12 protein-coding genes and 9 pseudogenes are annotated in these 23931 nt (G+C 74.6%); 5 read left to right on the top strand and 16 right to left on the bottom strand.

The window, feature by feature from the left end:
* Positions 1-61: 61 nt before the first annotated feature.
* The 10 genes and pseudogenes from FF86_RS26650 to FF86_RS26630 form a co-directional block, all read right to left on the bottom strand.
* A pseudogene (locus tag FF86_RS26650) lies at positions 62-864 on the bottom strand (alpha/beta fold hydrolase); the annotation flags it as partial.
* Positions 865-969: 105 nt separating this feature from the next.
* Positions 970-1278: an acyl carrier protein gene (locus tag FF86_RS26645; RefSeq protein ID WP_055870797.1), complete on the bottom strand. Its 309-nt coding sequence runs from the start codon at positions 1276-1278 to the stop codon at positions 970-972.
* A complete protein-coding gene (locus FF86_RS26640; protein ID WP_055870794.1) occupies positions 1275-6323 on the bottom strand; it encodes a type I polyketide synthase in 5049 nt (1682 codons plus the stop codon). The genes FF86_RS26645 and FF86_RS26640 overlap by 4 nt, the downstream gene beginning before the upstream one ends.
* A gap of 153 nt (positions 6324-6476) precedes the next feature.
* On the bottom strand, positions 6477-10070 hold the full coding sequence (locus FF86_RS58340; protein ID WP_242419675.1) for an SDR family NAD(P)-dependent oxidoreductase: 3594 nt from the start codon (positions 10068-10070) through the stop codon (positions 6477-6479).
* 58 nt (positions 10071-10128) lie between these two features.
* A pseudogene (locus FF86_RS58335) lies at positions 10129-10449 on the bottom strand (acyltransferase domain-containing protein); the annotation flags it as partial.
* 1 nt (position 10450) lies between these two features.
* A pseudogene (locus FF86_RS58330) lies at positions 10451-10548 on the bottom strand (hypothetical protein); the annotation flags it as partial.
* 7 nt (positions 10549-10555) lie between these two features.
* Positions 10556-12079 (bottom strand): annotated as a pseudogene (locus FF86_RS58325) (polyketide synthase); the annotation flags it as partial.
* Between the two features lies 1 nt (position 12080).
* Positions 12081-14022, bottom strand: a pseudogene (locus tag FF86_RS58320) (beta-ketoacyl synthase N-terminal-like domain-containing protein); the annotation flags it as partial.
* A 1-nt stretch (position 14023) separates the two neighbouring features.
* Positions 14024-14609, bottom strand: a 586-nt coding sequence (locus FF86_RS58315) for a hypothetical protein (protein ID WP_396230110.1), incomplete at its 3' end; no start/stop codon positions are given.
* A 129-nt stretch (positions 14610-14738) separates the two neighbouring features.
* Positions 14739-15539, bottom strand: coding sequence for an SDR family oxidoreductase (locus tag FF86_RS26630; protein WP_044888424.1), 801 nt, complete (start codon positions 15537-15539; stop codon positions 14739-14741).
* 587 nt (positions 15540-16126) lie between these two features.
* On the opposite strand from FF86_RS26630, the pseudogene FF86_RS58310 reads away from it, so the two are divergent.
* Together FF86_RS58310 and FF86_RS58305 are read left to right on the top strand one after the other, a co-directional pair.
* A pseudogene (locus tag FF86_RS58310) lies at positions 16127-16362 on the top strand (YybH family protein); the annotation flags it as partial.
* Between the two features lies 1 nt (position 16363).
* Positions 16364-16492: pseudogene (locus tag FF86_RS58305) on the top strand (DUF4440 domain-containing protein); the annotation flags it as partial.
* A gap of 136 nt (positions 16493-16628) precedes the next feature.
* On the opposite strand, the gene FF86_RS26620 reads toward FF86_RS58305, so the two are convergent.
* Positions 16629-17084 carry a nuclear transport factor 2 family protein gene (locus tag FF86_RS26620; protein WP_044888426.1) on the bottom strand — a complete coding sequence of 152 codons (456 nt, stop codon included), beginning with the start codon at positions 17082-17084 and terminating at the stop codon, positions 16629-16631.
* A 158-nt stretch (positions 17085-17242) separates the two neighbouring features.
* On the opposite strand from FF86_RS26620, the gene FF86_RS26615 reads away from it, so the two are divergent.
* A partial coding sequence (locus FF86_RS26615) for a TetR/AcrR family transcriptional regulator (protein WP_242419674.1) occupies positions 17243-17770 on the top strand: 528 nt, incomplete at its 5' end.
* Positions 17771-17998: 228 nt separating this feature from the next.
* Here the strand turns inward: FF86_RS26615 and FF86_RS58300 are convergent.
* Positions 17999-18205, bottom strand: a pseudogene (locus tag FF86_RS58300) (GNAT family N-acetyltransferase); the annotation flags it as partial.
* Position 18206: 1 nt separating this feature from the next.
* Positions 18207-18574: GNAT family N-acetyltransferase (locus FF86_RS58295; protein ID WP_242419673.1), on the bottom strand; the 368-nt coding region annotated here is incomplete at its 3' end.
* A gap of 1918 nt (positions 18575-20492) precedes the next feature.
* Between FF86_RS58295 and FF86_RS34395 the strand changes: the two genes are divergently transcribed.
* Together FF86_RS34395 and FF86_RS26600 are read left to right on the top strand one after the other, a co-directional pair.
* Entirely contained in the window at positions 20493-20630 is a 138-nt protein-coding gene (locus tag FF86_RS34395; RefSeq protein ID WP_157866992.1) for a hypothetical protein, read from the top strand.
* A 1132-nt stretch (positions 20631-21762) separates the two neighbouring features.
* The gene (locus tag FF86_RS26600) at positions 21763-22434 is read left to right on the top strand and encodes an alpha/beta fold hydrolase (RefSeq protein WP_055410486.1); all 672 of its coding nucleotides are present in this window, start codon (positions 21763-21765) and stop codon (positions 22432-22434) included.
* On the opposite strand, the gene FF86_RS26595 is transcribed toward FF86_RS26600, so the two are convergent.
* From FF86_RS26595 to FF86_RS58285, 3 genes and pseudogenes are all read right to left on the bottom strand, one after another.
* Positions 22373-22984 (bottom strand): cysteine hydrolase family protein, encoded by a 612-nt coding sequence (locus FF86_RS26595; RefSeq protein ID WP_236706562.1) that lies wholly within the window; start codon positions 22982-22984, stop codon positions 22373-22375. The genes FF86_RS26600 and FF86_RS26595 overlap by 62 nt on opposite strands.
* Before the next feature lie 674 nt (positions 22985-23658).
* A pseudogene (locus tag FF86_RS68530) lies at positions 23659-23802 on the bottom strand (HNH nuclease); the annotation flags it as partial.
* 18 nt (positions 23803-23820) lie between these two features.
* The coding region (locus FF86_RS58285) for an HNH endonuclease signature motif containing protein (RefSeq protein WP_242419678.1) at positions 23821-23931 on the bottom strand (111 nt) is incomplete at both ends.

Here is a 23931-nt window from a genome sequence, read left to right as displayed (position 1 = left end):
GCCACGGCGACCAGCGGGGTGATGTGCCCGGCCAGCGGCGGCACCACGAACAGGAAGGTGCTCACGCCCCCTCGCCGGAGGGGACGCCCACCGCCTGATGCCGGTGCACCCAGTCGATCGTCAGGTCGCGGACCCGCCGGTGCGACTCGACGAGCACCGAATGGTCCTGATCCGGCACTATCACCGTGTGACAGTCAGGCAAAACACTCTGTAACAGGTAGGGGTCCTCCGCCTGGAAGCCGTCGCTGCCCAGGATGCTCAGCACCGGGTGGTGGAGGCGGGCCAGGTCCTCCAGGTCGAGCAGCGGGCCCTCCGGGATCTCGTCGGCCATCGATGTCTCCTGCAGGCGCCGGTAGGCCAGCCGGGACAGCCGGACGTAGTGGGAGCCGAAGGTCTTCTGCAGCCAGGCGTAGGTGTCCTCGCGGCCGAGGTCGCGCCGGGTGTTCTCCAGCATGAGCCCCACCCGGTCGGCCCACGGCTGCGTCGGCGGCTCGGCCTCGATCGTGACGATGCTCGCCACCCGGTCCGGGTGGGCGGCCGCGAAGGCGTAGGCGATCGTGCCGCCGAAGCTGTTGCCCACCAGGTGCACCGGTTCGTCGATGCTCAGGGCGGCCAGCAGGCCGGCGAGGTCGGAGACGAAGTCACCGACGGTGTAGCCGTGGGTGGGTCGGCCGCTGTTGCCGTGCCCGCGCAGGTCGTAGAACACCGCGTCGATGCCGGCGGCGGCCAGCGGGGCGGCCATCGTCAGGTAGAAGCTGGCCAGGCTGTCGGTGCCCAGGCCGTGCACGCAGACCAGCGTCGGCGCCGGGCCCGCGGGGCGGGTCGGGGCGGCCGTGTCGGTTCTGTCGAGCGCGTCGGCCGGGCNTGCCGGGTCGCCCCGCCCGGTGCCGGCGGCGCCGGGCCGGGCAGGCTTGCCCCGCTCGTGCAGGTAGTGGAGATCGTTGCCGTTGACGTCGATGATCGGCACGGTCAGTCCACACCCGCCGGGGCGCCCAGCCGGGACCGGACGAACTCCACGACGTCGCCCACGGTGAGCGCGATGACCTCGGTGAGGTCCTTCTCGGCGAGGAACTCGGCGAGGCTGACGTTCTCGCCGTACCGCTCGGCGAGCATGCCGCCGAGCGTGACCAGGTCGATGCTCTCCATCTCCAGGTCGTCGTGGAAGGCCGTGGTCATCTCGACGCGCACGTCGCCCAGGCCGTACTTCTCCAGGATGCGGGCGATCATCGTGCCGATCTCGGCGAGCAGCGTGCCGGACAGCTCGTCATCGTGCGTCATTGGTTGGACTCCTCTCGACTGGCGGCCCCTGTCGTCCAGGCGACCACGTACCGGTGCCGCGTCCCCGCGGTGGCGTGCTCCTGTTGCGCGGCGGGCGCCTCGGTCTCGGCGTAGGCGACGGCGTACCGCTGCGGCGGCGTGCCAGGCCCACCGGGACCGCCATCCGGAGCGGCGCCGACCGCGACGGTCAGCGTGCCGTCCGAGCCCGCGGCCACGACCCGGGCGGCGGGGTGGCCACCGGCCCGGCTCGCGGCCTGCCGGGCGGCGGCGAACCGCGCCCGCCAGCGGGGTGGTGTGTCACCCCGGCCGTCCCCGCCGAGCCGGCGCAGCAGCCGGTCCTCGTCGGGGTCCGCCACGGCCGGCCCGGCCGGCGAGCGGGCCCCGTCCGGGTCGATCCGGGCGAGTGCGATGCCGACACCGCCGCTGCCGCTTGCCGGGGTCGCGGGCCGCGCGATCGCCACGGCCAGCCCGGCGTCGTGGGCGACCGACAGCGCGAAGGGCGCGAGTGCAGCGCCGTGGGCGCCGGCCACCGTCGTGCCGGACCCGGCGGTGCCGGACCCGGCGGTGCCGGACCCGGCGGTGCCGGACCCGGCGGTGCCGGACCCGGCGGTGCCGGACCCGGCGGTGCCGGACCCGGCGGTGCCGGACCCGGCGGTGCCGGACCCGGCGGTGCCGGACCCGGCGGTGCCGGTTACCGCGTCGGTGACGTGCAGCTCGGCGGGGAACAGGGGGCCGTGGCCCGCTGCCCACAGCCGGGTGCGTACGGCGTCCTTCGCCGCGATCCGGCGCAGCAGCCAGGCGCGCCGCGCCGGCGGCGGGGTCGCGTCGTGCTCCGCCCGCTCGGCGGCGCCGGTGACGCTACCGAGGACCAGTTCCCGCGTGGCCAGATCGGGCCACTGCTCGGTGACGCGCACCCAGCCGCCGGGCTGCGCCAGCGCGAACGGATGGCGGTCCGGATGGCGGAACGCCTCGTCGAGCGCCGGATCGAGGTTGAAGCGGCGGTCCACCCAGCCCTCGACCTCGGCCCAGACCTCGGCGCCGTCGACGAGCTGCAGGTGGGCGTGGACCCACTGGTCGTCCACCCAGGTCACCCACGCCTGGCAGGTCACCGGGCTGCCCGGCGCCGGCTCCGGCCCGTACAGCCGCACCCCGCCGATGCGCACCGGGAACAGCACCAGCCCGTCGCGGGCCTGGGTGCGGATCCAGTAGCCGAGCAGCTGGCCGGCGGCGTCGAGCAGCGACCCGGGTGCGCGGGTGCCGGTGAGCACCGCGCGCACGCCGTGGGTGCTGTGGCCGAGCAGGGCCGTCACGCCTTGGAACGCCGGGCCGTGGAACATCCACCGTTCGCGGTAGAAGTCCCGCGCGCTGATGCTCGGCGGCTGCTCGGCGGCCGGGTCGACCGGCCAGCGCGCTGGCCGGGACGCCGGATAGCGGTCGGCGACGACGACCTGGGCGCTGGCATAGCCGGCGAACGTGACCAGCAGCCGGTCGGGCCCCACCGGCGCGATCCGGACCGCCACCTCCCGGGCGGGTGCGACGGGCAGCCAGGCGTCGAAGCGGGCGTCGGCGAGGCCGACGGCGATCCGCCCCGACGCCCGCTCGGCGGCGTCCATCATCAGCCGGACGGTCGTCGTCGCCGCCACCACGGGCCGCCTGTCGGCGTCGTCGGGCCAGCCGGGGCGCTGCGCGTGAAGCGCATGGTCGAGCAGGTAGGGCATCGTCCGCGGGGAGACGCGCAGGATCGCCTCCCAGCCGGCGTTGGTCCGCGTCACAGTGGTGAGCGCGGGTTCGGCCGCCCGCGGTGGTGCGGTCTGCGGTGGTGTCGCCGGCGGTGGTGGGGCGGCGAAGGCGCTGGCCAGCACGGACGCGGCGGTCTCGGCGGTGTCGTCGAGCAGTGCCATGAGCTCGCCGGCCAGGGGGTCGCTGGCAGCCCATGCGGCCAGCGGGCTTGCCGGCCGGGCCGGCTCCAACCTGGGCAGTGCCGCCGGGTCGAGGCGGACCGACGCCGCCCCCAGATCGAGGCGGACCAGCGGGCCACCGCGGCGGCCCGTCGCCCCCGCGCTGTCCGTGCTGTCCGTGCCGTCCGTGCTGCCCGTGCCGTCCGTGCTGCCCGTGGGGAGGGGAGCGGGTGGCGCCGCACCGGCGGGCGGGGCGTCCAGGGCGGCGAGGTCGGGGTCGCCGTGCTCCACCCACAGGGCGACGGCCAGCCGGCGTAGCTGCCCGAGCCCGTCGCGTTCGGAGCTGTTCGCCGCGATCGTCAGGTGCGGCGTCGACTCCAGGGTGGCGTCGACGAGTCCACCGAGGCGTCCGGGGCCGACCTGCACGAACACCCCGACGCCGGCGGCGGCCATCGCCTCGACGACCTGCCGGAACAGCACCGGTTCGAGCAGGTGACGGACGAACAGCTCGCGGATCGCGCCGATGTCCTCCGGATACGGCGAGGCGGTCGTGGCCGACCACAGCTCGGTCTGCGGTGCCCGCCGGATCCGCATCCGCTGGGTGCGTTCCCGTAATCCGGCGAGGTAGGGCCGCAGCATCGGGGTGTGGAAGCCGGAGCGGAACGGCAGGATCTGCACGACGACGTTGCGGCGGCGCAGCCCGCGGGCGAGCTCGGCGATCCGTGCCGGCGGCCCGCACACCACCGTCTGCGCCGGGGCGTTGTCGTGGGAGAGCACGACCCCGGGGTGGTCGGCGATCGCGGCCAGCGCGTCGTCGCGCGAGCAGCTCAGCGACGCGTAGTCCACCTCGGGCACGTCGCCCTCGTACGGGTCGGCGCCGAAGATGTCGGCGTCGACCTCCGCCTCGTCGAACAGGCCCGCGGCGAACATCGCGCTCCACTCGCCGATGCTGTGCCCGGCCACGGCGTCCGGCTCGACGCGCAGCCGGCGCAGCGTCCGGTCAAGCACCCGACTGGCGGCCAGCACACTGCTGCCGTGTGTCCCGAGGCCGTCGGCGGACAGTCGCGGCAGCGCGAACCCGAAGTGCGCGCACACGTCGTCGAGCCGCGGGGCGAACTCGGCCTCCAGCCCGGGGAAGACGAACGCCACCCGCGCCGGCTTCGGGCCGGCGAGCAGGCCGGACGCGCTGTACCAGACCTCGCTGCGACCCCGCCAGGCATCCCAGGCCCCGGTGCGGGCCCCGCCGGCGGCGTGCCGGGCGGCGGCGAGCCGGCGCGGGGTGGGATGGACCAGACCGAGGCGGGCGCCGGGACCCGTGTACGCGGGCGGGCCGCCGGCCGTCGCGCGCAGGGTCGCGTCGTCGGCGTCGAGCTGGCCGGCGAGCTCGCGCGGGGTCGCCGCGGCGAAGCGGAGGATGACGTCGGGTTCGCGGACCGTCGCCGCCGGCACCCCCGTCGCGCCGCCCCCCGCCGTGCCGCCCTCGGATGTGGTGCCCTCCGCCGTGCCGCCTCGGGATGTGCCGCCTCGGGATGTACCGCCTACGGATGTGCCGGCGCCGGCTGCGGCGGGCGCGGCGGACTGACCCGCGGAGGTCGGGTCCCGCCGCGCCCCCGGCGAGCCGACCCCCGCGGGGGATCCAGGCGCGCCGGTCCCGGCGCGCGGTGCGGTGGGCGGCGGCGCCTCCTCCAGCAGCACGTGGGCGTTCGTCCCGCCGAACCCGAAGGCGTTCACGCCGGCGCGGCGCGGCCCCGCGCTCTCCCACGGCGCGGCCGTCAGCAGCGGGCGAAACCGCGTCCTGGCCAGCGCCGGATGCGGATCCTCGCAGTTCACCGCCGGCAGCAGGACGCGGTTGTGCAGGGCCAGCGCGGCCTTGACCAGCCCGGCGACGCCGGCCGCCGCCATCGCGTGGCCGATCATCGACTTGACCGAGCCGAGGACGCCGACGTCGTCCCGGTCGCTGCCGAAGACCTGCGCCAGCGTCGCGAGTTCCGCGGCGTCCCCGGCCGGCGTCGCGGTGCCGTGCGCCTCGATCATGCCGACCGAATGCCGGGCGCGCGGGTCGAGCCCGGCCGCCGCCCAGGCCCGTTCGACGGCGAGGGCCTGCCCGGCCGGCTCCGGGTTCACCAGGCCGCCGCCGCGCCCGTCGCTGGACGTCCCGGTGCCGCGGATCACCGCGTACACCCGGTCGCCGGCGCGCTGGGCGTCGTCGAGGCGCTTGAGCACGACGACGCCGGTGCCCTCGCCGATGAGGATGCCGTCCGCGGCACGGTCGAACGGCCGGCTCTGCTGGCGCGCCGACAGCGCCCCGAGCTGCGCGAAGGTGCTCCACAGGGTGATGTCGTGGCAGTGGTGGACGCCGCCGGCGAGCACCGCGTCGCAGCGCCCGGCGGCGAGCTCGGTGACCGCGCTGTCCACGGCGATCAGCGACGAGGCGCAGGCCGCGTCCACCGTGTACGCGGGGCCGCGCAGGTCGAGCCGGTTCGCGATCCGGGACGCGGCCAGGTTCGGCACCATCCCGATCGCGCCGTCCGCGCGCTGCGGGCCGAGCTGGTCGGTGAAGGCCGCCCGGATCCGGTCGAGCTCGTCCGCGCCCAGGGCGGGCAGCAGCGTGCCGAGGGTGGACACGAGCTGGTGGGCGGTGCGCAGCCGCTGGTCGAGGCGGGCGAGGCCGGCGCCGAGGTAGCCGCCGCGGCCGAGGATGACGCCGACGCGGGCCGGGTCGCCGAGCCGGGTGGCGCCGCCGGCGTCGTCGATTGCGCTCGCGGCGACCTGCAGCGCGAGAAGCTGGTCGGGTTCGATGCCGGCGACGTCGGCGGGCGGGATGCCGAAACGCAGCGGGTCGGCGTAGGCGTACTCGTCGACGAACCCGCCGCGGCGGCAGTAGATCCGTTCCGCGTGGGGTTCGGTGGCGCCGGCCGGGTCGTAGAACTGGGGATCCCAGCGGTGCGGCGGCGCCTCACTGATCGACTCGATGCCGCCCAGCAGGTTCTGCCAGTAGGCGGCGAGGTCCGGGGCACCCGGCAGGAGCACCGCCATGCCGACGACGGCGACCGGTGGCTGGCGCCAGCCACCGGCGGCGGAGTCGGGCGGCGCGACGGCCCGGGGCGGGCGCGCCGGTGACGAGGGCGGGGCCGGCGAGGGCGTCATCGGGGTCGGGACTCCTTGGACCGGGAGGGACGGGTGGGACGGGTGGGACTCGGGGCGGGTGGGGCCGGGGCGGTGAGCCGGGCGTGACCTTGGCGGGAGGCGCGCCCGGCCGGTGGCCACAGGCAGCGGCGAGGGCCGGGCCGCAGTGGCCGGCTACCAGCTCGAAGCCGAGTAGACGACCGCGGGCAGGTCGCGGGGCCCCCAGGCGAGCTCGCGCAGCAGGCACAGGTGACCGGCGTCGGGGTCGATGAGGTCCACCCCGCGGCGCGCGAACTCCGCCTCGAGCCCCGGATCGACCATTCCCGGATGCGCGGCCGACGGTGCCCAGGGACCCCAGTGCACGGTGATCGTCCGGGTGTCCCGGTGGTGGGACCAGGCGGCCCCGAGGGTCTCCAGCGCGTCATTGGCGGCCGCGTAGTCCCCTTGGCCGCGGTTGCCCAGGACGCCCGCGATGCTGCCGAAGAAGGTCAGGAACCGGGGCGCGACGGGCAGTTCGGCGAGCGCGGCGAGCAGGGTCCGCGCCCCGGCGACCTTGGTGTCGAACACCCGCCGGAACGACTGCGGATCCTTGTCCGCGACGAGGGCGTCCTCGATGACCCCGGCCGAGTAGACGACGCCGTCGAGGCGGCCGTGGCGGGCGAAGACCTGCTTGACCGCCTGCTGGACGGCGTCGGCGTCGAGGACGTCGAGCTGTCGGTAGCGGGCCTGGCCGCCGCGCGCCTCGACGTCGGCGAGGGTCGCGGTGATCTCCCGTCCGGCGAGGAGGGCGGCGACCGCGCGGCGCGCCTCGCCGGGCGTGCGGTGCCCGAGCTCGCGCACCGCCTGGATCAGGCCGGCGCGGTCGACGATCCCGGCGGTGCGGGGATGCTCCGCGGCCGGCGGCGCGGTGCGCCCGGCGAGTTCCAGCCGGCAGCGCGCGGCGCCGGCGAGCAGCGTCGTGAACCCGGCGGTGATGCCCCGGGCCCCGCCGACGAGCAGGATGACGGCGTCGCGGTCGAGGCCGAGCGCCTCGGCCTCCGCCGCGCCGTCGGCGGCGGGCCCCGCGCCGGCCGCGGCCAGCGGCCCCGGCGGCACCGCCGTGAGCTGTTCGCCGAGCCGGGCGCCACCGCGGTGGACGACGACCGCCCCAGCCCCGGTGGGCCGGCCGAGCTCGGCGACCAGGATGTCCGCCGCCGCGGTGGTGGCGTCGAGCTCGATGAGTCGCACCAGCCGGTCCGGGTATTCCCTCGCCAGCGTCCGGAACAGCCCGCGCAGGCCGGCGGCGCGCTCGGTGGGCAGCGCCCGCCCTGGTCCGGTGGGTTCGGTGGGTTCGGCAGGGTCGGCGGGTCCGGCCAGGGAGGTCCGGTTGGCGGGGCCGGTCGGGTCGGCGGCGAGCGGGCTGACGGCGAGCGGGCTGACGGCGAGCACCCAGCGGGGCCCGGCGCGCAACGCCGCGCGGATCGCCGTGAACGTCTCCGGCAGCTCCGGCTCGCCCTCGGCGCGACCCCAACCGCACAGGTAGAGCACCCCGTCCAGCCGCTGCGGCGGCGCCTCGGCCAGCTCGGCGGCGGTGCGCGCGGTGACCGCCGCCCCGAGGTCCGCCAGCCGGGCTACCACCGGGTCGGCGACGTGGTGCACCGTCACGTCGCCGAACACCGTCCAGTCGGTGCCGGTGAGGTCGACCGTGTCGGCGATCAGCGGCGCGGGGACGGTCGTGAGCACGAACCGGGTCGGCGCCCGCCCACCACCGCGTCCGCGCCCGCCGGGCTCGCCTGGGCCGGAGTCGACGACCGGCGTGACCGTCCCAGTAGCCGCCGCGGGTGCCGTGGCGCTCGGAGGTGCTGTGGCGGTCGGAGATGCCGCAGCCGCGGTGTGCTCGGCGAGCCAGGTGGTGATGGCGCGGACGGTGCGCAGTCGGCTGAGTTCCTCGACGGCGCGGGGGCCGAGTGCGTCGGTGAGGTTCAGCCGTTGGGTGAGCAGGCCGGCGATCTCGGTGCGTTTGATGGAGTTGACCGACAGGTCGGTCTCGAGGTCCAGGTCGGGTTCGATCATTTCGGTGGGGTAGCCGGTGCTGCCCGCGAGGAGATCGAGCACGACGCCTTGGAGCTCGGCCTCCCCGGGTGTGGCCGGGATGGCCGGGTCCGCAGCCGGGTCCGCAGCCGGGTCCGCAGCCGGGGTGTGCTCGGCGAGCCAGGTGGTGATGGCGCGGACGGTGCGCAGTCGGCTGAGTTCCTCGACGGCGCGGGGGCTGAGTGCGTCGGTGAGGTTCAGCCGTTGGGTGAGCAGGCCGGCGATCTCGGTGCGTTTGATGGAGTTGACCGACAGGTCGGTCTCGAGGTCCAGGTCGGGTTCGATCATTTCGGTGGGGTAGCCGGTGCTGCCCGCGAGGAGATCGAGCACGACCGCGCCGACGTCGACCGCCGCGGGACCGCCCCCGTTCCCCGCGGCAGATCTGCCGTCCGCCGCGGCAGGTCGGCCGCCGGCCGCGGCAGGTCGGCCGTCACCGCCGCTGGGCAGGCCATCCGTCCCCGCCGGGGCGATGTCCGCTGGCAGGCCCACCACCGGTGCCGTTATGCCCACCACGGCGGGGGCCGACGGCGTCACCAGGCCGGTTCCGGCCGGGGCGGCCGGGGTGCCCAGATAGGACAGCAGGACGTCGCGCTGGGCGGCGAGCATGTCCCGCGCGGTCGTGAGGAAGTGGCCGACCAGAGCCTCCCGGGTCGGCACGTCCGCGGCCCGTCCCACGACGGTCTCCTGTCCGAGTGTCCCCGGTTGCGCGAGCGTCCCCGGCTGTGTGAACGCCGTCGCCTGTTCGAGTGCCCTCGGCTGCGCGAGTGCGGTGGGCAGGCTGCCTACAGGGGTTTGCGCGAGCGTCGCGGGCTGCCCGGACACCGGCGTTCGGGCCGGCGCCGCCGACTTCGCGGCCGCCACCGGTTGCCCGGCGGCCGACCATCCAGGGATGCCCGCGTGGTCGGCCGGTGCGAGGGGGACCCGCCGGGCCGGTGCGAGCCCGCCCGGCAGCGGCTCGCCGTCCGCGGTCAACACCGCCCGGCCGGACACGCTCCACCGTGGGCGGACCGGTGGCCGACTGCCCCGCAGGTCGGCGGCATCGCGTCCTTCGACCAGCCAGTCCGGGTGCAACGCCACCCCGGCGACGGCGAGCTGCGCCACCGCGTCGAGGAAACCCCGCAGGCCACCGCGGCGCCCGTCGCAGGCGACCGCGACGTGCGGGCGCTCGCCGAGGATCTCGTCGACGAGCCCGGTCAGCACCCGACCGGGACCGGCCTCGACGAACACCCGTGCCCCGGCGGCGTACATCGCCTCGATCTCGTCGACGAACCGGACGGGCGCGCCTACCTGCGCCGCGAGCTCCGCCCGCACCGCCGCGCCCCCGTCGGCCTCGACCACGGCCGGTTCGCTGCCGCCGGGCGGGGCGGGGTAGGGGGAGGCGGTGCGGTTCGCCCACACCGGCAGCCGCGGCGCCGTCACCCGGGTTCGGGCGAGGACCTCGGCGAACCGGTCACCGGCGGCGGCGACCAGTGGGCTGTGGAACGCGCACGCCACTGGCAGCCGCACGGCCCCCAGCCCGGCCGCGCGCAGCAGGTCGACGGCCCGCTCGACGCCGGCCGTCGCCCCGGAGATCACCGACTGGTCGGGGGCGTTGTGGTTGGCCACAATCACCTCGTCGGCGAGCCCGGCGTCCGCGAGCACCGCCTCGATCCTGGCCGCGCCGGCACGCACCGCCGCCATCGCTCCCGGATCACTCACTGCCCCCGGATCACTCGCCGCCCCCGGATCACTCACCCGTCCGGCCGGATCGGAGCCNTCGCCGCTGCCCGCCGCATCCACCGCAGCCATGATCGACTGGCCGCGGGCGGCGCTGAGCTCCAGCAGCGTCTGCGGGTCGAAGGCGCCGCCGGCGGCCAGCGCCACCAGCTCTCCGTAGCTGTGCCCGGCGAGCAGGTCCGGTTGCACACCGAGCCGGGTCAGCAGGTGGTGCACGGCGAGCCCGGTGATCCCAAGCGCCGGCTGGGCGACCCGGGTGTCGCGCAGCCGCGCCTCGGCGTCCGCGCCCGCGTCGCCTCCCACCGCTGTGCTGCCTCCCACCGCTGTGCCGAACGCGGACGGCGGATGCAGCAGGTCCGCCNAGGAGTCACCGGCTCGCAGGTAGTCCTGCAGCTCAGGGAAGGCGACGAACAGTTCGGCGAGCATCCCCGGCCGCTGACTGCCCTGCCCGGGGAAGAGCNCCGCCNCCCGCCCCGGCGACGACCCGCCGGACCCGCCCACCCCGTCCTGGGCCGGGGCGACGGGGGCCGGGGCGATGGGGGCCGGGGCGACGAACAGTCCGCGACCGGGGTGCGCGTCCGGGGCCGCCGCCCGGGCCAGCAGGTCGGCGAGATGGTCGAGGTCGTCGGCGACGAGGGCGAAGCGCACCGGCCCGCGGCGCTCCCCCGCCATCCGCGCCGCGGTCGCCGCGAAGTCCCGCAGCGCCCACGGTCGTCCCGCCGCGTCGTTCGCCGCGAGCAGGCGGCGCAGCTCCTCGACGGCCTCCCCGGCGGCGTCGAGGTCCGTTCCGCGGATCAGTAGCAGCTCGGCGGGCCAGCGGTTCAGCGCGTGCCGGGCGCCCGCCGTCGCCGGATAGCCGGCTACCACGGCGTGGTAGTTCGCCCCGCCGAACCCGAAGGCGCTTACCGCCGCGACCCGCCGTGCCGGCGCGACCGGCCACGGGCGGGCCGTGGCCGAGAACGAGAACGGGCTGCTCGCCGCGTCCCAGGCCGGATTCGGCTCGCGCACCCCCAGGGTCGGCGGGCGCACGCCGTGATGCAGCGCCAGCGCCACCTTCACCAGCCCGGCGAGGCCGGCGGCCGTCTTGGTGTGGCCGATCTGCGACTTCACCGAGCCGAGCGCGCAGGCCCCCGGCGCCGCGCCCGCGGCCGTGAACACGTCGGTGAGCGCGCCGAGTTCGGTGCGGTCGCCGACGACCGTGCCGGTGCCGTGCGCCTCCACGAGGCCGACGTCGGCGGGGGAGACCCCGGCGGCGCGGTAGGCACGTTCCAGCGCCACGCGCTGCCCGTCGGCCCGCGGTGCGGTCAGGCCGAGCGACCGCCCGTCGCTGGCCGCGCCGAGCCCCTTGACCACCGCGTACACCCGGTCGCCGTCGCGTTCGGCGTCGGCGAGCCGCTTGAGCACGACGCAGGCGACGCCCTCGCCGAGCGCGGTGCCGTCCGCCGAGGCGTCGAACGGCCGGGGCGCCCCCGTGGCGGACAGCGCGCCCACCGAGGAGAACATCAGGTAGTCGAGGATGCCGTTGTGCAGGTCCGCGCCGCCGCAGAGCATCACGTCGGCGGTGCCGAACCGCAGCTCCTTGCAGGCCATGTCCAACGCGGTCAGCGACGAGGCGCAGGCCGCGTCGACGACGTAGGCGGGGCCGCCGAGGTCGAGGCGGTTCGAGACGCGGTTGGCGATGATGTTGCCGAGGATGCCGGTGAACGTCTCCTCGGTTACCCTGGGTAGCTGTTCGTCCAGCTCGGCGGGTACCCGACCGTAGTAGGCGGGCAGCAGCCCGCGCAGGGTGATGGCCGCGGACAGGTCACTGTTCGTCTCGGTGCCGAACACGACACCGGTGCGGGCGCGGTCGAAGCCCGTGGGGTCGAGGCGGGCGTCCTCGAGCGCGCGCCGGGCGGTCTCCAGGGCGAGAAGCTGGACCGGTTCGATGCTGGTCAACGCGGACGGGGGGATGCCGTAGCGGAGCGGGTCGAACGGGATCCGCGGCAGAANCCCGCCCACCTTCGACCGGGTCCGCTCGCCGCTGGGGCGCCCGTCCCCGCCGTCGCCGGCGTCGAAGTAGATCTCGGGATCCCACCGGTCGGCCGGCACCGGGCCGATCGCGCTCGCCCCGGCGACGATGTTCGACCAGTAGCTCGCGAGGTCGGGCGCGTCCGGGAAGACGCAGGCCATCCCCACGATTGCGATGTCCAGCGGGCCGGGGCCGGGCGCGCTGGACATGGACGTGGGGCTCGTGACCGTCACGGCGGTGGACGCGGCGGCGGTGGACCTGGCGGCGGTGGACATCGCGGCCGGGGACATCGCGGTCGGGGACGGGGCGGCCGGGAACATCGTGGTCGGGGACGGGGCGGAGTCGGCCAGGCGGGTGCCGGTCAGTCTGCGGACCCGGCCTGCCTGGTCGGCGAGGAACCGGCGGGCCCGGATGGTGACGTCGTCGTGCAGGTCCGCGATGGTGGTCGCGGTCGCGCGCAGCACGGCGACCTGGCCGGCCATGAACAGGCCCGCGGACCGCTGGCGTTCGGCGTCGACGCGGAGCAGCTCGTCGCCGCGGCGCTCCAGGCCCTTGCTCGCCAGGCGTAACCGTCCGACGTTGAGCTGTTCGAGCCGCTCCCATGCCTCATGGTCGGCGACGCCGTCCGCGCGCAACTGTGCGCGCAGCTCGTCGAACCGGTCGACGAACGGGCTGGCCACGCAGCGGGTGAGATGGCCCGGCGCGGTCGCCAGCAGCGCCGTGGCGCGGGCCTGCAGCGCCTGGCGCTGGAACTCCGCGCCGATGGCGCCGTCGCGGACCGCCTCGCCGGTGAACAGGTAGGCGGTCCCCATCAGCAGGCCGACCTCGACGCCGCGGGCGGCCAGCGGCCCGGCCAGCGCGGCGACCATCGCCGCGGACCGGGCGTCATGGATGCCGCCGGCGAACAGCACCTGGACGGGGGTCCGCCGACCCGCCGACCCGCCCCTGTCGTCGGATCCCGTGTGGCCGGATCCCGCGTGGCCAGAGCCTCTGCCGTCGGGGTCTCGGTTGTCGAGGCCCCCGTTGTCGAGGTGGTCGAGCAGGACGCCGGCCTGGGCCTCCCAGAGCGGGAAGCTGCCACGGGGGCCGACGTGGCCGCCGCACTCGGCCCCCTCGAACACGAACCGGCGCGCCCCCGCGGCCAGGTACTGGCGCAGCAGGGTGGGGGAGGGGACGTGCAGGAAGGTGGGGATCCCGAGTCGTTCGAGCTCCTCGGCCTGGCCCGGCCGGCCCCCGGCGATGATGACGCACGACGGCCGGATCTCCCGGATGGCGTCGAGCTGGGCGGCCCGGAGATCCTCGGCGACGAACCCGAGGACGCCGACCCCCCAGGGCCGCGCACCCAACGCGTCGCGGGTCTCGGCGAGCAACCGGCGGGCCTGCTCGCCGGTGGCCAGCGCCAGCGCGAGGAACGGCAGCGCGCCGTCGCCCGCGACGCTGCGGGCGAACGCCGGCGAGTCGCTGACCCGGGTCATGGGCCCCTGCGCGACGGGGCGGGTGAGGCCCAGCGTGGTGCACAGCGGCGAGTCGCCGGTGAGGATCGCCGCGGCGGCCGCGGCCTCGGCGCCGCCGGCGGTCGCGGCGATCGCGCGGCGCACCGCCCTGACGGCACGCGCCGCCGTGCCGTACCGCTCGGCGAACGCACTGGCGAGGTAGCCGTCCTGGCCGACCGGGAGGAGCTGCCCCGCGCCGCGCCCCCCGAGCCGACCCAGCACCTGCTCGGGGGGCCAGGTCGCGGCGTCGCCGTGGGTGCGGCGGTCCGGCGCGGACTGCAGGACCCGGTGGCCGGCGGCGACGACGGTCTCGGTGCCGTCCATCCGGCGCAGCACCGCGGCGGTCTCGGCGGGCAGGTCGGACTCGGCGAGCAGGGCGAGCTGGCTGTCCAGCACGACTCCGGCCGCGCCGCCCACGACCGCCGCCGCCNCGGTGCGCACCCCGATCCCACCCCAGCACCACACCGGCAGGTCCCGGCCGACGCCGTCGAGCAACTGCTGGAGCAGGACGAACGCGCCGAGCTCACCAACCCGGCCGCCGGCCTCGTTGCCCCGGGCCACCAGCCCGTGCGCCCCCGCGGTCGCCGCCGACCGGGCCTGCTCGACCGTCGTGACCTCGACCAGCCGCCGCGCGCCCGGCAGCGCGGCGAGCTCCGCCCGGCCCGGACCGTCACCGGGCGGCGGCGCCGGGAGCAGGACGAGGCCGATGCGGTCGGCGAAGGCCGCGAGATCCCCGGGCGTGACCAGACCCGGGTGCGCCAGCCGGATCCCGAACCTGCCGGTGACCAGGCGCGCCGTGGTGTGCAGCGCGGCGAGCGCGGCGACCGGGTCGCGACCCAGGTCGAGCACGCCCCAGGCGCCGGCGTGGCACAGTGCCGCCACCAGCCGGGGATCGGGCACGCCGAACGGGCTCACCCCGAGGACGAGGTCGCGTCGGTGCCGGGCCGCGGCGGGCGCCGGGACCGGTGCCGGCGAGGTGCCCACCGCGGCGGCGGGAGGCTGCGCGCTTGCCTGCATGGACTCACTTCTCCAACGATGATCGGCCGCCGGGCGGACGGCCGCCGGGTGGACGGCTGGGTGACGGGCGGGACGGGCCGGGTCGGCGGACACGGGCCACGCCGCGACGGCGGTGCCCGCGGTGGGGCGTCAGGAGGCGGGGACGGCCGTGGCCCGGCGGTGCCGGGCGAGCCAGCCCTCCGGGTCGGCGGCCTTCTCGGCGTACGCCGTCGCCGTCTGCGCCTGGGGCATTATCAGAAAACGGCCCTCGGCGACGCCCTCGATCGCACATCGGGCGACCTCGTCGGCCTCCAGCACCGGGCCGGACGCCACCACCGCGCGGGCCGTCTCGTGACCGGCGTTCAGGGCGTCCACCAGCATGTCCGTGCGGACGCCGAGCGGGCACAGGACGCTGATCTGCACGCCGCGGCCGCCATGGGTGAGCGCCAGCCATTCCGCAAGAGCGACCGCGGCGCCCTTCGTCACGGCGTAGGGCGCGTCCCCGGGGATATTGAGCAGACCGGCCGCGGAGGCGGTGATGACAAACGCGCCGCTGTCCCTTTCCAGCATGCTCGGAAGCACAATGCGGGCGGCGTGGACGTGAGACATCACATTGATGCTCCAGGTGCGGGCCCACTGGCGTGTGGTGGCGTCGATCCCGGCGCCTGCCGCGATTCCGGCGTTGGAAAAGAAAACATCGACGGAGCCGAACATCTCGCGGGTTCGCCGGGCCAGCTCGTCGAGGTCCGCCGGTGATCCGACGTCGGCCCGGACGGCCTCCACCACGGTGCCTCGCAGGCCCACACGCTGGGCCGTCGCTCGTGCGACGGCAAGGTCGATGTCGGCGACGACGACCGCCCGGGCACCCGCCTTCGCGGCCTGATCGGCGAGCGCCGCGCCGATCCCGCGGCCGCCACCGGTGACGACGACAACCTTGTCCGCGAGCAGCATGGAAACCTCCCTGCCGATGGTGACATCCCAATAAAAGGGCAGTCGGCGGTGCCGCGAGATGGTATTCGGTGAATGGTTTCGCCGAGAAAGAGGGCGAGCTCGCGGGTCCGGTCCTGGACGGTCCGGATTGCTGAATCCTGCCACGTGTTGATCTGAGTCAGCAGGAACACTAGGCAGTGCCCGAACTTCGTGCAAGTGCAGTGGAAGGGCGATTTCCACCAAGGAGCTACCCCGGGCAACCGCCTCCGGGGGGCCTCGGGGCGCCAAAGGGGCAGGTCGGACGGTGCGCGCGGAGTGCGTCCGGTACGTCTGATGTGTCCGGATATCGGCAGGCAAAGGTGACTGGTTCTTTACATTCGGCCACCGCCGACGCCACCGCCGACGCCACCGTCGGCGCGGGTGGCCGGTGCGGGTGGCCGGTGCGGGCGCCTCGATGATCGGAGGCATCCGATCTTCCGGCCAACCAGCAGTTCTGGTTCTGGAAGTCATACGGATCATCTGTTGGACTTCTGCTATCTGGCCTGGAGATCCTGGAACGGCACCAGACCGGCCCGGATCACGACCAGGCTCCCCACCGAGGAGGACACATGTCGGAGCGCGACAAGGCGTGGCAGCCCGAGGACCTCACCCGGCTGTTCGTCGAGCGGGTCAACGTCCGCGACGCCGAGGGCATCGCGGCGCTCTACGAGCCGGATGCGGTGATGGCCTACCCGCCGGGCAGCGTGACGGTCGGCCGCGAGGCCATCCACGCCTTCTGGGCGAAGGTCCTGCCGCAACTGCCGCCGTTCGAGCAGGAGGCGCCCCTGCCAACCCTGGCCAGCGGNGACATCGCCCTGACCTCGACCCCACCGAAGGACGGCGCGGGTGCCCGCGCCCAGGTGGTCCGCCGCCAGCCGGACGGTTCCTGGCTGCGCCTGATCGACCAGCCGGAGTTCACGTCCCCGTCGGCCTGACCTCGTCGGTCTGAGCCGTTCGTCGGCCTGACCTTGTCGGCCTGACCTCGTCGGTCTGAGCCGTTCGCCGCCCGTTCGGTTCCCGCCGAGCAGGACGAATGCCTCGCCGTACGTCGCGGGCGGGCGACCGCGGCGGTCAGGCCACGAGGGCCGCGGCGAGCGTGGCGAGCTGGCCGAACGCCCGGGCGAACCCGACGGGGTCGGTGTAGTCGCGGGACTCGACGATCCGCCCGCCGCGCACCCGCAGCACGAAGATGCACACGACGTCGAAGTCGCGGGCGTGCGCCCGGCCGACGTAGTGGAACTCGCCGATGACGACCTCCGGGTCGGCGGTGGCGTGCACGGTCCGCTCGACCGCGGCGAAGCTCTCGACCCCGTCGGCCGCCGCCGTCGCCCCGCTGAAGTGCCGGCGCAGGTCGTCGCGGGTTCGCAGCGGCTCGGCCGGGAACGGGGCGAACGGATGGCGGACGTCGGTGGGCTCGGCGTACAGCGCGATGAGCGGTTCGAGCTGGGAGCGGTCGCCGAGCACGAGCCGCGGCACCGCGTCGGCGAGCGCGTGGAAGACCTCGGTGGGGGTGGCGGCGGCGGTCATCCTCAACCTCCTGGCGAGATAAGCGAAGTGGCGACTTCGGATCCTAGTCGAAGTCACGACTTCGTTTACGTCGCCTTGGCGGCGGGGGTGATACGACGGACGGAGGGGTGCCGTCGTCGGGTGAGGGGTGGTCGCGGATGCGGGTGGACGCCCGGCTNAACCGTGAGCGCATCCTCGCCGCCGCCGAGGAGGTGTTCGGCGAGCTCGGCGCGCAGGCGTCGACGGAGGAGGTGGCCCGTCGGGCCGGGGTGGGCGTCGCCACGGTGTTCCGTCACTTCCCGACCAAGACCGACCTCGTCGAGGCGACGCTGGTCCGGCATTTCGACGACCTCGTCACGCATGCCCGCATGCTCGCGGCCGCGCCCGCGCCGGGTCCGGCGCTCGGCGATCTGGTCACCGCGATGGTCGAGCGGGGCGCGACGAAGGTGACGCTGGCGAACCTGCTCGGCGCCGCCGACCAGGTCCCCTCCGGCGCGGCGGACGCGGCCCGGCGGCTGCGCGATGCCGTCGACGCCGTGTTGCGCCGCGCGCAGGACGCGGGGGTGGCCCGCCCGGACGTCTCCGTCGACGAGCTCTACTTCCTGGTCCGGGGCCTGACCCAGGCGGCGGCCGCGATGCCCGTGCCCACCGCGGTCAGCCGTGGGGCGGTCAGGGTCGTCCTGGACGGCCTCGCCGCGCATCGGTGACGGTCCGGGCCCGGTTGTGATCCTGGGCCCGGCCACCGTTCGTCGCGTTGCGTGGTGTCCCGTTGTGTTTTGACGCGTTGTGCCCGCGGTGCTTGGTGGATCGCCGGTCGTCTGCCTGTGCTCTGACATGCGAGGTGCGAGGGGCGGCATGCGAGGGGCGGCTGTGGTGCGTGCGAGGTGCGGCGTACGCGTGTGGGGCGACGGGGTGCGCGTGCGGGTGCTGCGCCGTCAGTGGGCGTTCTGTACGGCCTGCGCGGGCAGGACGGCGGCCCAGTCGGTCCGGTTGATCGTGTAGATGGCGTGGTCCTCACCGTGGAGGAACTCCAGGCGCTGCGGGGTCATGCCGAGCCGTTCGGCGACACGGACCGACGCGGTGTTCTCCGGCAGGATGACCGACACGACCTCGGCGAGGTCCGGCCGCTGCGCGAAGACCCANCCGATGGCGGCGGTGGCGGCCTCGCGTGCGTAGCCGCGGCCCCAGCGGTCGCGGCGGATGAACCAGACGGCCTCGACGCCGGGCCAGCCGGGTTCGGTCCATAGCCCGGCGCGGCCGACGAGCGACCCGGTCGACCGCTCCACGACCGCCCAGGGGCCCACGCCGGTCAGCGCCCAACAGCCGATGTTCCCGGCCATCGCGTGCCACACGCTGTCCGGATCGCATCGTCCACCGATGTAGCGGGTGAACTCGGGATCAGACCAGATCTCGACGAAACCGGGGACGTCGGCATTGTCGAGCGGCCGCAGAACCAGGCGTTCCGTCGTGAGCGTCGGGATGGTCGTTTCGACCATCTTTGCCGTCGTCATACCGGCGTTCCGGCCGGCAGCGTGCGGCACGCCTCGAGAAAGGACGAGACCGCGGGCAGTCGATGATGCGACGGGGAAAAGGATGACGCGCACTGCCGCAGCCGGGATTTCACGGTGTGCGTCAGTTCGGCCGGTGCGCTCGTCATCACCTCCATTGCTATGCGGGCCGCCTCCTCGGGTTCCGCGTCGGGGCCGAGGAGATGTCGGGAGGCGTCGGACATGGAGGCGTGCTGTGATTCCTCGACGGTGAAGTCGGCGCCTCTGCGGCGGTAACCCGCCACCGCGATCGGCGCCCATTCACGGNCCATGTCGGCGTCGCCCATAGTGATGGCGACGCCGGACCGGAACATGGCGACCGCCGCCGGGCCGACCGGGGTTTCTCCCGGCATCGGCGCCATCGCGCAGGACGCCGCCTCCATCCGGTTCAACGCGCGCCGGGCGTTGTCGTTGTCGCCCGCCTTCGCGTAAGCCCGGGCCTCGTACGCGGCCATTCTTGCATCCATGTACGGGTGATTCACGTGGCGGACGACGCTCAGCGCGGCAATGGCCTGGCGATAGCGCTGAGTGTGATAGGCGATGGAACTCTGCAGTGCCGCGACCGACATGATGAGAACGGGCTCGCCGATCTCGTTCGCATACGTTCCGGCGAGGCCGGCGAACCGACGGGCGGAGCGGAAGTCATCAGTATTGAAGGCCAGCCGGCCGAGGAAATAGGTGAGCTGGCCGCCGAGCAGGGTCACCCGGCTGCGGGTGCCCGCGGACATCCGGCCGTCGAGGATCGCCTCGATCTGCTTCCAGCGCCCGGCCACCTCGCCGAGCAGGGCGGCGTGCGGGGCGGAGCCGTAGACCTGGGCGATCTCGTCGACGTCGGACTCCAGCTCGTCGAGCGTGCGGTCGGAGGCGCTGCCGGTCTCGATGCGCTGGCGGGTGGAGACCGCCAGGGCGGACAGGGCGGGCAGCGCGGGCAGGGCCGCGAACTCTCGCCGGTTCGTGGAAATCACCCCTTGATCGATCGTCCGTGCACCATTGGCTACGAGCATCCCCTCCGGTGCAGGAACGTATTCATCAGTCGGTTTTCTCATGGGGGGCACGACACCGAGGCGTCGCGCCCGCTTCTCCCGGTCGGCGGCGTCACGCAGCCGCCTAATTGCCCCCCCGCAGGGGAGAACGACATCCAGGGCGTCGGAGAGGTCCGGCGAAGGTACCTCCCGGCCGTTGACCGCCCGGGATACCTGCTGCCTTTTGAATCCGGTCCTTTCCGCGAGTCTGCTGATGTTGGTCTCGTTGTCTCCGATCAGGGATTGGAGCATGGTTGCCAGCTGGTCCAGCGCATCATTGCGTTGCCGTTCAGCCTCCACCGTCAACCTCCGGGCCGCATCCGTTTCGAGGGGCGCAACAAGTCCTTGCGGGACGAGCACCCATCTATTGCACTCTGTCGCCGAGCTGGGGTCGAAGTGTGTCATGGCACCAACCGAGGCACGCTCGGGCCACCCAGGTGGGTACCGCGGGAGTGCCCCCGGCACCGGTGATCCGGTTAACGCCGTTTCGAGGAGGTTTCGTGACACCATCGAGCCCTTCGGCAGGAATACCGAGTTCCGTATCCCCTCCCCTCGAGGACGAAGAGGTTGTGCACGCCACATCGCGGACCCCCGATGGGGGTGATTCGTCCTCGACTCTGCCGGGGTCTACCCGGGATGGGGGGGACATTCCGCCGAATCTGGCTCACACGGGTGGCGCGACGGGACCTTGGTCCCGATACCGGCGGCNCCCCGACTACCGATGTGCTCCATGCACACCGACCACTCGTGCCCCCCGCCCCTCCCCGATTCGGGTACCCCCGCGGAGCCTGCCGGTCCGCCGGCCGGGTCGGCACTGGATCCCGCCCCAGGGCCCGCGGACGTCGGACTACGCGATCACAGTGCTCGATGCGGACGGCGGGCCGGTCGAGACCCTCGTTGGCTGGTCAGAGGCGTCGCTCGCGGAGGAACACGCCCGCACCCTCGCCGGCATCGCCGGCTACCGGATCGTGCCCTGCCGCCGTACCGGCGGTCGCTGAGCGGTGGGGCACCGCCCCTCGGCGGGTGGAAGCGCCAGCGCCCGCCGAGGGGCCTCACCACGAAGCGAAGCGTCGGCTGGGCACCAGAGCCCGTCCGGACTCCTCCGGTAGTCCTGTCGACAGGCTTGTGTGGCCCGAAGTGACCACAGGGGCCCCCGATTAGGCGCCCAATCGCCCGGTCCGCGTTGTCTGTCAGATGTGCGCGGTCTGACCGTTGCGTCCGTCTTGCCTGACTTGCTTGACTTGCGGCTCTGTGTAACCTGCCGGCTCCGGGGGCCGCGGGCGTGCCGGACCGCTGGGACGCCGGGCAGGTGGATGCCGAAGCCGGTGACGTGCGCAGGCTGCGACGAGTGCAGGCCGGAGAGTGCGCACGTCGGTGAATTGTCCGGTCGGTTGGCTGTCCGGGCCGGTTAGGTGCCCAGGTCGCCAAGGTGCACCGGCCGGTGGGGTGCACCTGGTCGGGAGATGCGCAGGCGGGAGTGGGCCGCAGTGGCGCCGTCTCGGCGGATGATTTCCCGGCACGCCGGCCGACCGTCGTCATCATTCGCTCGAATGGGTGGAACACGGAACGATCCTGCCCCGACCGGAATGGCCCGCCGCCGTGTCGGGCCGGCCGCGAGGGGTCGCCAGAGGGCCACAATCCGGCCGGCTCCACCCACCGTCCGGAGTGTGCAGAACAACGCAGCATCTTTGCGATCGACCCTGGATTGTCTAGAGGTATGAGCCTACGGCCAACACGGAGCAATGGTCGCGCACCTGTTGGGTGAATATCGCGAGACTGTTCGTCCGGCGCCGGCCTGTCGACTCGCCGACTCGGCCGCATTCGCAGAGTTTCCGAAACAGATGGACAACGGCCTCCGGGCCGGGTGGTCACCGCGTGGCCCGGGGGATTCTGGCGCGGTGGCGCGGTGGCGCGGTGGCGCGGTGGCGCGGTGGCGCGGTGGCGCGGTGGCGCGGTGGCGCAGGCGCGCAGGCGACGCCGGGCGGGGGGGTGTGGTGCCGGCGGGCGGCCCGGGTGACTTCGGGCTGNGCTGGTGGGTGGCCTGGGTGACCGTGGGGGAGCGGCTCGGGTGGGCGGCCTGGGTGACCGTGGGTGGGTGGCGCCGGTGCGCGGCCCGGATAGCCTTGGCGGGTGGGGGTCATCTGCCTGTTGCACGGGGCCTGGCACGACCCGACCTGCTGGGACGACGTCGTCGCCGACCTGCGTTCTCGTGGACACCGCGTGCTGGCCCCGGATCTGCCGCTCGGCGACCCCGCCACGACCTACGCGGAGCGCGTCCGCCCCGCCCTCGCCGCCCTGCCCGTCGCCCGGACGGACGACGGCGATCCGATCGTGGTCGTCGGACATTCGATGGGCGCCGCCTACGCCCCGCTCGTCTCGGCGACGCTACCCGCGGCACTCACCGTGCTCCTCTGCCCGGGGCTCGGCCCGCTGCGCGCGGGCTTTCCCTGGCCGCCGGCGGGCCCCGACGGCGTCAGCGTCTGGGACCCGTCGATGGCGGTTGCGGCGCTGTACCCGCGGCTGGAACCGGAACGGGCCTGGCACTTCGCCGCCCGGCTGCGGCCGATGGCCCCCGCCGCCGACCGCTACCCGCTCGGCCGCGCAGAACGGGCCGCGCTACCCACCGTCGTCGTCTGCGCCGCCGACGATGAGATGTTCGCCCTCGAGACCGAGCGGGATCGTGCCCGGATCTCTCTCGGTGTCGACCCCGTCGAGATTCCCGGCGGCCATCTGCCGATGCTCACCGACCCGGTCGGCCTCGCGGCCCTGCTGGACGGGTTCCTTCGCCGGTCCGCGTCGTAGCCGCCGTACCGGCGGTGGGCGCAAGGAGGTCGAGGAGCTCGTCTGTGTCAAGCACCCGGGCACCGATGTCGCGACACTCGGCCACTCCCCGGGGGTAGATCCGGGAGATCGCGTCGGCGACGACCACGACATCGAAGTCGCGTTCGCTGGCCTCGTAGACGGTCGTCCGGGGGCAGTTGGGGAAGTTGGCGCCGACCACGGCCACGGTGTCGACGCCCAGCGCGAGCAGCTCGTCGGCGAGCCGGGTCGCGTAGAACCCGCCCCACCGGGGCTTGAACAGCGCCCATTCCCGCGGCCCCACCCGCTGCGTGGCGCCCGCCAACAACGCACGATCGTCCAGGCGCACGCCGCCGCCCGGCGGCGCCAACGCGGGGTGGAGCTGGCTGCCGTCGCTGCCGGAGCAGACCAGGCGCCTGCCGGCGGCGATCGAGGCGCGCCGGCAGCGCTCCGCATTCGAGCCGTCCGGCAGGTAGAGCCGGACGAGGTGAAACACCGGCAGCCCGGCTGCGCGGAAACCGGCCGCGCCGCGGGCCATCGCCGCCTCGGACACCGCGACTCCCCTCGGGCAGTGTGCCTGCCCTGCTCTGCGCTGCCCGGGTCATCTGCCCCTGCGCTGCCCCGCTTCGCGCGGGCCCTCCCGCTCGACCTGGTTCTGCTCGGGCGCTCCCCACGATCGAGCCTGCTCGGGGTCGCGGCGGCGCCCGCTTCCTCGGCCTGGCGGGCGCCGACTGGGCCGGCGGCCAGCTCGCCTTCGTCGCCTCCGAGGCCGGGACCGGTGGGCGCGAGGGAGACGGCTGGCGCCCGGTTCACCGCGGCCGGCCGGCACCTGTTCGTCAACCTCCAGTACCCGGGCCTGACCTGCGTCATCACCGGACCCTGGGGTGCGCTCGTCTAGCCGGTCCTGGGTGGACGTCGGTGGTCGGGCGCCGCTTGGAGCTCCTGCGCCGACGGGCGAGAGCACCGATGCCGCCAGGCTGGCGGGATGGCGGTCCGTCGGAGTTGGACGGACGCTGCTGCTACGCGCAAGGACATCGCACCTCCATCGTGTTCTGGCTCGCCGCGGTTCCGCGCGGAACCGCGCGGACGGTCGGCCAGGCCGGATCGCGACGCCATCGGAGCCCGTCACTCCGTGATACGCCGTCGGCAGGAGATGACGACGGCCGAGTGAGGCTGGCGGACTGGCGGTGGTCAGGTGATGCTGGTGAGGAGGTCGGGNGGGNGGGNGTAGGGGTTTTGGCGTGGGCGTTGCGCCGGGTCGATGCGCCAGGGTGGGATGTAGGCGGGGTGTCCGGTGTCGGTGAAGAGGATGGTCCAGCCGTCGTGGTGGACCTGGCGGTGGTGGTGGCCGCAGAGCAGGACGAGGTTGTGNAGGGCGGTGANCCCGNNGTGTGTCCAGTGGATGACGTGGTGTGCTTCGCACCAGGAGGGTGGGCGGTCGCAGCCGGGGAAGGTGCAGCCTCGGTCGCGGGCGGCGAGGGCGCGGCGTAGGTGTGGGGG

The sequence above is a fragment of the Frankia sp. CpI1-P genome, from assembly GCF_001421075.1.
Classification (GTDB): Bacteria; Actinomycetota; Actinomycetes; order Frankiales; family Frankiaceae; genus Frankia; species Frankia torreyi.
This window is presented reverse-complemented; position numbering and strand designations above follow the sequence as displayed.